This window comes from Dietzia sp. DQ11-38-2 (assembly GCF_014145055.1).
Taxonomy (GTDB): Bacteria; Actinomycetota; Actinomycetes; order Mycobacteriales; family Mycobacteriaceae; genus Dietzia.
The window spans coordinates 1-3,059 of the sequence record NZ_JAALDW010000507.1 but is presented as its reverse complement, the minus strand read 5'-3'; the positions used below and the strand labels follow the sequence as shown (position 1 = coordinate 3,059).

The following is a 3,059-nucleotide window of genomic DNA, read 5'->3' as shown; positions in this document are numbered from 1 at the left end:
AGCTGCTCGAGCCGTCGGTGGGTGACCACCACGGCCACCACTCGCCGCGAATCGCCCGGCCCCTGCCCGGTTGCGCGCCCGGATCGCTCGCTTCCGGTGGGAGTACGCGCCCCCTCGGGTCCATATCGGGCGCGCGAGCCCGATCCGGGGTCCGAGCCGGGGCCCGCACCCGGGCCGGAGCCGCCCTCAGGCCTCACGCTCCATCCTCTCCATGTAGGCGGCGATGGACCGCCCGGCCTCGGGGCCCTCGTAGGCGGTGACGATCTCCTCGATGCTGCCCCGTTGCCGGATGCGTCCGTGGTCGATCCACATCGCCGAGTCGCACAGCTGGGCCAGGAACTCGTTGGAGTGGGAGGCGAACACCAGCATGCCGGACCGGGAGACCAGGTCCGCCAACTTGATCCGCGCCTTCTTCATGAACTCGGCGTCCACCGCGCCGATGCCCTCGTCGAGCAGCAGGATCTCCGGGTCGATCGAGGTCACCACGCCCATCGCCAACCGCACGCGCATCCCGGTCGAGTAGGTGCGCAGCGGCATGTCCAGGTAGTCACCGAGCTCGGTGAAGTCGGCGATCTCCTCGACCTTGGCCTTCATCTGCTTGCGGGTCTGGCCCAGGAACAGGCCGCGGATGATGATGTTCTCGTATCCGGTGATCTCCGGATCCATGCCCACGCCGAGGTCGAACACCGGGGCCACGCGTCCCCGGATCCGGGCGGCGCCGCGGGTGGGTTCGTAGATTCCGGACAGCAGCCGCAGCAGCGTGGACTTGCCGGCACCGTTGTGTCCGATCAGCCCGATGCGGTCACCTTCCCGGAGGGACAGCGTGATGTCTCGCAGGGCCTCGACGACGACGACGTTGGACGAGTTCCGCCCGATCGCGCCGCCGGCGGAGCCGAGGACGGCCTTCTTCAGGGAGCGGGACTTGGCGTCGAAGATCGGGAAGTCCACGCACGCGTCCACGCAGTCGATGGACACGCCGCCGGGGGTCGGGGTGGCGGGGCTCATGGGATGTACCTCCTACACCCAGTACGGGACTCGGGAGCGGAACCGGCGCAGCGCGACAAAGGCGAGGATCAGACCGACGGCCGTGCAGGCCAGGACGATCCACCAGTGGTACGCGGCGACGGGTTGGCCGATCATGGGGGCACGCACGATCTCCAGGTAGTGGTAGAGCGGGTTGAGTTCGGCGATGCGAGCCCGGTCCGCGATCTCCCCGCCCTGTTCGTACAGCGTCTGCGTGGTCCACACGATGGGGGTCATGTAGAACAGCAGCTGCACCAGGGAGTCCAGGAGCGGCGCGATGTCGCGGAATCGGGTGGCGAGGATGCCGAACAGCATGGCCACCCAGACGCCGTTGACCATGAGGACCGCCAGGCCCAGAACGGCCAGTAGCAGGTCCCAGCCCAGCGGGCGCGGGTAGATCAGCATGAGCACGACCCAGATCACCAGGTTGTGGCAGAGGAACAGGAACTGCCGCCACACCAGCCGGTAGACGTGGACGCTCAGCGCGCTCGGCAGTTGTTTGATCAGGCCCTCGTTGGAGATGAAGACCTCCGAGCCCTCCTTGATGCAGCCGGAGATGAATCCCCAGAGGATCAGTCCCACGGTGACGTGGGGGAGGAACTCGGCCAGCGGGATCTGGAACAGGATCGAGTACAGCAGCCCCAGAGCGGTCGCCATGACGCCGGTGGCGATGGTGATCCACAATGGGCCCAGGGTCGAGCGGCGGTAGCGCTGCTTGATGTCCTGCCACCCCAGGGAGAGCCACAACTCCCGCTGACCCAGCCCCTGGCGGAGGTCGGCCACGGCCCGGCGGAAGGTCTGGGAGTCGCTGACGATCTCGCTGCGGACGCGCTCGTCGGGGAGCGTCGCCGAAGCGGGGTCGGGAGTGGGCTGGTCCTGCACGAAGGCGAAGCCTACTAGAGGTGTGGCCGGTGGCAGCCCCGCAGACAGGGCGCGTACACATGAGTCATGACGACCAGCACCCAGATCCAGCTCGTCAGCCGCCCGCGTGGCTGGCCCACCCATGACGACTTCCGCACCGTCGTCGTCGACCTCCCCGACCTCGCCGAGGGCGAGGTGCGCGTGGCCAACGAGTTCCTCTCCGTGGACCCCTACATGCGCGGCCGGATGAACGAGGGCCGCTCGTACATCCCGCCGTTCGAGCTGAACGAGACCATGACCGGTGGCGCCGTCGGGCGGGTGGTGGAGTCCCGCTCCGACGCCCACCCGGTCGGGTCGGTCGTGATGCACGATCTCGGCTGGCGGGACGTCGCGCAGGGCGGCGGCCGACAGTTCCGGGTGGTTCAGGAGATCGAGGGTGTCCCGATCTCCGCGTACCTGGGGATCCTCGGGACCACGGGCCTCACCGCGTATGTGGGCCTGCTGCACATCGGGCGCTTCCGGGAGGGCGAGTCCGTCTTCGTCTCCGGGGCGGCCGGGTCCGTGGGGTCGGCAGTCGGTCAGATCGCCCGACTCATGGGCGCATCGAAGGTCGTCGGTTCGGCCGGGAGCGCGGAGAAGGTCGACAAGGCCATCAGCGACTACGGGTTCGACTCCGCGCTCAACTACCGTGAAGGCCCGGTCCGCACGCTCCTGCGCGAGCACTTCGGCAGCGCCGACGGCGAGGGTATCGACGTGTACTTCGACAACGTCGGTGGCGACCACCTCGAGGCCGCACTGGACCTGATGAACGATGACGGTCGGCTGGCCCTGTGCGGGGCGATCAGTTCGTACAACGCCACCGAGCGTTCGCCGGGCCCGGACAACCTCTGGCACGCCATCACCCGCGGGCTGACCCTCCAGGGTTTCACCGTCAACAAGTACATGCACCTGTTCAAGGAGTTCGCGGAGAAGGTCGGTCCGTGGGTGGCCTCGGGCGAGATCGTCTTCGACGAGACGGTCGTCGAGGGCATCGACAACTCGGTCGACGCGTTCCTCGACCTCATGCGCGGGGCCAACGTCGGGAAGATGCTCGTCAAGATCTGATCCGAGGGGTCGGCCCGACCGCGGTGCGGCCGTGGGGCAGGGTGGACGCATGACGTCGACTCGCCGAGCCG

The 3,059-nt window shown here is 68.2% G+C and carries 3 protein-coding genes; 1 reads left to right on the top strand and 2 read right to left on the bottom strand.

Annotated features, from left to right (window positions below; all coding sequences use genetic code 11):
• Nucleotides 1-186: 186 nt before the first annotated feature.
• The gene (locus G6026_RS15900; RefSeq protein ID WP_182613744.1) at nt 187-1,005 is read right to left on the bottom strand and encodes an ABC transporter ATP-binding protein; all 819 of its coding nucleotides are present in this window, start codon (nt 1,003-1,005) and stop codon (nt 187-189) included.
• 12 nt (nt 1,006-1,017) lie between these two features.
• Complete coding sequence (locus G6026_RS15895) at nt 1,018-1,905, bottom strand: ABC transporter permease (protein ID WP_107755481.1); 888 nt, start codon at nt 1,903-1,905, stop codon at nt 1,018-1,020.
• A gap of 66 nt (nt 1,906-1,971) precedes the next feature.
• On the opposite strand from G6026_RS15895, the gene G6026_RS15890 reads away from it, so the two are divergent.
• Nucleotides 1,972-2,988, top strand: a complete 1,017-nt coding sequence (locus tag G6026_RS15890; RefSeq protein WP_107755482.1) for an NADP-dependent oxidoreductase — start codon at nt 1,972-1,974, stop codon at nt 2,986-2,988.
• The last annotated feature ends 71 nt before the right edge of the window (nt 2,989-3,059 follow it).